3 protein-coding genes are annotated in these 3,623 nt (G+C 71.9%); 2 read left to right on the forward strand and 1 reads right to left on the reverse strand.

Going from position 1 to position 3,623, the window contains the following annotated elements; genetic code table 11:
* A partial coding sequence (locus tag ACWF94_RS36320; RefSeq protein WP_453498786.1) for a DUF4192 domain-containing protein occupies positions 1-483 on the reverse strand: 483 nt, incomplete at its 3' end.
* A gap of 111 nt (positions 484-594) precedes the next feature.
* Here ACWF94_RS36320 and ACWF94_RS36325 point away from each other — a divergent pair.
* Both ACWF94_RS36325 and ACWF94_RS36330 read left to right on the forward strand, forming a co-directional pair.
* Positions 595-2,775, forward strand: a complete 2,181-nt coding sequence (locus tag ACWF94_RS36325) for a RecQ family ATP-dependent DNA helicase (RefSeq protein WP_453498788.1) — start codon at positions 595-597, stop codon at positions 2,773-2,775.
* Positions 2,776-3,005: 230 nt separating this feature from the next.
* A partial coding sequence (locus ACWF94_RS36330) for a hypothetical protein (RefSeq protein ID WP_453498791.1) occupies positions 3,006-3,623 on the forward strand: 618 nt, incomplete at its 3' end.

Below are 3,623 nucleotides of genomic sequence, written 5' to 3' on the forward strand. Positions count from 1 at the left end.
GCTCCCCTCCGGCGGGCAGCAGCGCTTGTCGGGACAGCAGTAGGACCAGAACCTGCCGTCGGAGATGCACAGCGCCTCGTACACGGGCACATCGCGCTTGCCGCAGGCGGTGCGCAGACGCTGAGCGAGGGGACGCAGTCGCTCCATGACCTGATGGCTCTGCTCGCCTTCCGCCGGGTCCTGGCAGAGGAAGAGAACGAAGCCGTCGGGGCGCGGGCCGCGGCGCTCGCTGCCGTCGATCAGGCAATCCGCGAGCTGCCGGGCGACGGGGGGCCACTCGCTCGGTGAGCGTGGAATACCCAGCCTCACCCGACCGCCGAAGCGACCGCGGCTGCCGTGCAGCGCGACGATCACGATCGAGTCGGTGGGGTGATAGCCCAGCATGTACGGCAGGGCGTCCGCCAGTTCGGCCGGGCCGCGCAGGGTGATCTGCTGGTCGTCGGTGCGGGATGTGCCGCCGGTGTGGTCGTGATGCTTGTTCATGCCATCGACGGTCTCGCGGCGAGCCCGGCGGCGCGACCCCTGTGGATAACGTTATCCACAGGCTGGTGGACCCGTTCGCGCATTGTCGGTCCCATCGGGTTCCATGGGGCCATGACCAACGCAGACCTCGCGGAGCCCGCGGACCTCAGGGCATCGGCCGACGCCGTGCTCGCCCGCCTCGTCTCGGACGGCACGGGCACCACCCGGCTGCGCGAGGACCAGTGGCGGGCGATCGAGGCGCTGGTCGCCCACAAGCGCCGGGCGCTGGTCGTGCAGCGGACCGGCTGGGGCAAGTCCGCCGTCTATTTCGTCGCGACCTCGCTGCTGCGCCGCCAGGGCAGCGGTCCGACCGTGATCATCTCCCCCCTCCTCGCCCTGATGCGAAACCAGGTGGAGGCGGCGGCCCGGGCGGGGATCCGCGCCCGGACGATCAATTCCTCCAACACCGAGGAGTGGGACTCGGTCCGGGCCGAGGTGGCGGCGGGCCAGGTCGATGTGCTGCTGGTCAGCCCGGAGCGGCTCAACAACCCGGACTTCCGTGACCAGGTGCTGCCCAGCCTGGCCGCCGCCACCGGGCTGCTGGTGGTGGACGAGGCGCACTGCATCTCCGACTGGGGCCATGACTTCCGCCCCGACTACCGCCGGCTGCGCACCATGCTGGCGGAGCTGCCGGCCGATGTGCCGGTGCTGGCTACCACCGCGACGGCCAATGCCCGGGTGACCGCGGATGTCGCCGAACAGCTGGGCACGGGTGCGGGCACCGATGCGCTGATCCTGCGCGGCCCCCTGGACCGGGAGAGCCTCAGCCTGGGGGTGCTCCAGCTACCCGACGCGGCCACCCGGCTGGCCTGGCTGGCGGATCATCTCGGCGAGTTGCCCGGCTCGGGGATCATCTACACCCTCACCGTCGCGGCGGCCGAGGAGGTCACCGCGCATCTCCGCCAGTGCGGGCACCCGGTCGCCTCCTACACCGGCCGTACGGAGAACGCGGAGCGGCAGCAGGCCGAGGAGGATCTCCTCGGCAATCGCGTCAAGGCGCTGGTCGCCACCTCGGCGCTGGGCATGGGCTTCGACAAACCGGACCTCGGATTCGTCGTCCACCTCGGCTCCCCCTCCTCCCCCATCGCCTACTACCAGCAGGTGGGCCGGGCCGGCCGTGGTGTCGAGCACGCCGAGGTGCTGCTGCTGCCCGGCAGGGAGGACGAGGCGATCTGGCAGTACTTCGCCTCGGTGGCCTTTCCTCCCGAGGAACTGGTGCGGCGCACCCTGGATGTGCTGGCGCGGGCCGACCGACCGCTGTCGCTGCCCGCCCTGGAGCCGCTCGTCGAGCTGCGGCGGACCCGCCTGGAGACCATGCTCAAGGTCCTGGATGTCGACGGCGCGGTGCACCGGGTGAAGGGCGGCTGGACCAGCACCGGCCGGCCCTGGTCGTACGACTCCGAGCGATATGCGTGGGTCGCCCGGCAGCGGTCGGCCGAGCAGCAGGCCATGCGGGACTACACCCGGTCGACGAACTGCCGGATGGAGTTTCTGCGACGCCAGCTCGACGACGAGGAGGCAGCGCCCTGCGGTCGCTGTGACAACTGCGCGGGGGGCAGGTTCAGCGACAAGGTCTCCGACGCGGCCCTGGACGCCGCGCGCGGGGAGCTGAGCCGGCCGGGGGTGGAGGTGGAGCCGCGCAGGATGTGGCCCACCGGGCTGGCGGCGGTGGGTGTCGCTCTCAAGGGCCGTATCCCCGAAGGGGAGCAGGGGTTCACGGGCCGCGCGCTGGGACGGCTCTCCGACATCGGGTGGGGCAATCGGCTGCGTCCGCTGCTGGCACCGCAGTCGCCGGACGGCCCTGTCGCGGCCGATGTGGTGGACGCGGTGGTGACGGTGCTGGCGGACTGGGCGAAGGGGCCCGGCGGCTGGGCCTCCGGAGCGCCGGACGCGGCCGCCCGCCCGGTCGGAGTCGTCACCGTGGCCTCCCGGGGTAGGCCCGAGCTGGTGGGGTCCCTCGGCGCCCGGATCGCCGAGGTCGGACGGATGCCCCTGCTCGGCTCGGTGGAGTACGCACTCGACGGCGCCGGGGAGCGGATCTCGCGTACCAACAGCGCTCAGCGGGTGCGCGCCCTGCACGAGGCGTTCACGGTTCCGGCGGCGCTGGCGGAGACGCTGGCGGAGGCCGACGGTCCGGTGCTGCTGGTCGACGATCTTTCGGACAGTGGCTGGACTTTGGCGGTGGCGGCGCGATTGCTTCGGCGGGCGGGCGCGAAAGGGGTGTTTCCGCTGGTCCTTGCGGTTCAAGCGTGACGAAGGGGAGCCAGGGGCGGTGTCTTGGGGGATACTGATGGGCAGGGATATGAGCGCCATAACCGCCGATTCCCGCCGCTGACGCCAAATTGCTCGTTGCCGCATGCCCACGGGGCAGGAAGAATTGAAGGGCTCCCCGCACGGCCCGTTCGCGGTCCGAAGGGCCTGTGTCGCGGTGCGCCCTCACCCGACCCTGCCCGCACTGTGGGCGCGTATGCGAAGGGAGGACTGTGACCTTCGGATTCGCTTCGTCCGCAGCCACCTCGATGACCAACACGGCCAACTCCGCCAGCCGCCTCGCCAGGATGCTTGAGCCTGCCGAGTGGGCAGAGGCGGGGATCCCGCTGCTGCGCAATCCCCGAGAGGTGGTCAGCGGGCTGCATGCCCGCCACCGGCCGACGCCGATGATGGCGGTCGTCGCGGTGCTCGACCCCGAGGAACGCCTCTCGGCGAGCGCTTCGTTCGCCCGCCGCTCCGCCCCGGTGGACGGCTGGGAGTTCCGGAACGCCCTGCTGGCCCATCTGCGCAGGGTGATCCCGCATGATCTGCGCCGTCGCACCCCGGTGCGTACCGCCGTACTGCTCTACTGCCGCGACGGGGACGAACGGTGGACGGAGGAGGACGGCGCCTGGATGTGGGGGCTGCGGGACGCCTGCACCCTGCATGGGCTTCGCTGCGGTGCCTACATCACGCTGACCCGTGGTGGCTGGCAGGTGCTGGGCGAGGGCCGGGGCGGCCGTCGGCCCAACTCGACCTCGGTGCCCGGCGACCTCGCCGATGTGGCGGGTGCCGGTGAGCCGCTGGAGCTGCGTACGGCCAGCGGTGCGCCGGAGGCGCTCCGGCGCACG

The organism is Streptomyces sp. NPDC055078, from assembly GCF_053607985.1.